Genomic DNA, 214 nt, shown 5'->3' with positions numbered 1-214 from the left:
GGGTGGAACGGTCACCGACACCGACGATGAGACGGTGACGATCAATGCCGCGCCGCAGCTGACCCTGACCAAGACCGCCGGCGCGATCACCGACACCGACACGCCGGCCAACGGCGCGGGCGACGTCGGCGACACGATCACCTACACCTTTGCGGTCCAGAACACCGGCAATGTCACCTTGACCAACGTCAACGTGACCGACCCGCTGTTGCCG

The 214-nt window shown here is 65.9% G+C and carries 1 protein-coding gene; it reads left to right on the top strand.

The genetic code is table 11. The features are described from left to right. Positions 1-34 precede the first annotated feature (34 nt). The coding region (locus A7A76_RS14880; RefSeq protein WP_206411914.1) for a DUF7507 domain-containing protein at positions 35-214 on the top strand (180 nt) is incomplete at its 3' end.

Source organism: Lysobacter enzymogenes, assembly GCF_017168095.1.
Lineage (GTDB): Bacteria > Pseudomonadota > Gammaproteobacteria > Xanthomonadales > Xanthomonadaceae > Lysobacter > Lysobacter enzymogenes_D.
The sequence above is the reverse complement of the archived record's forward strand: the minus strand, read 5'-3'. Positions and strand labels throughout refer to the sequence as shown.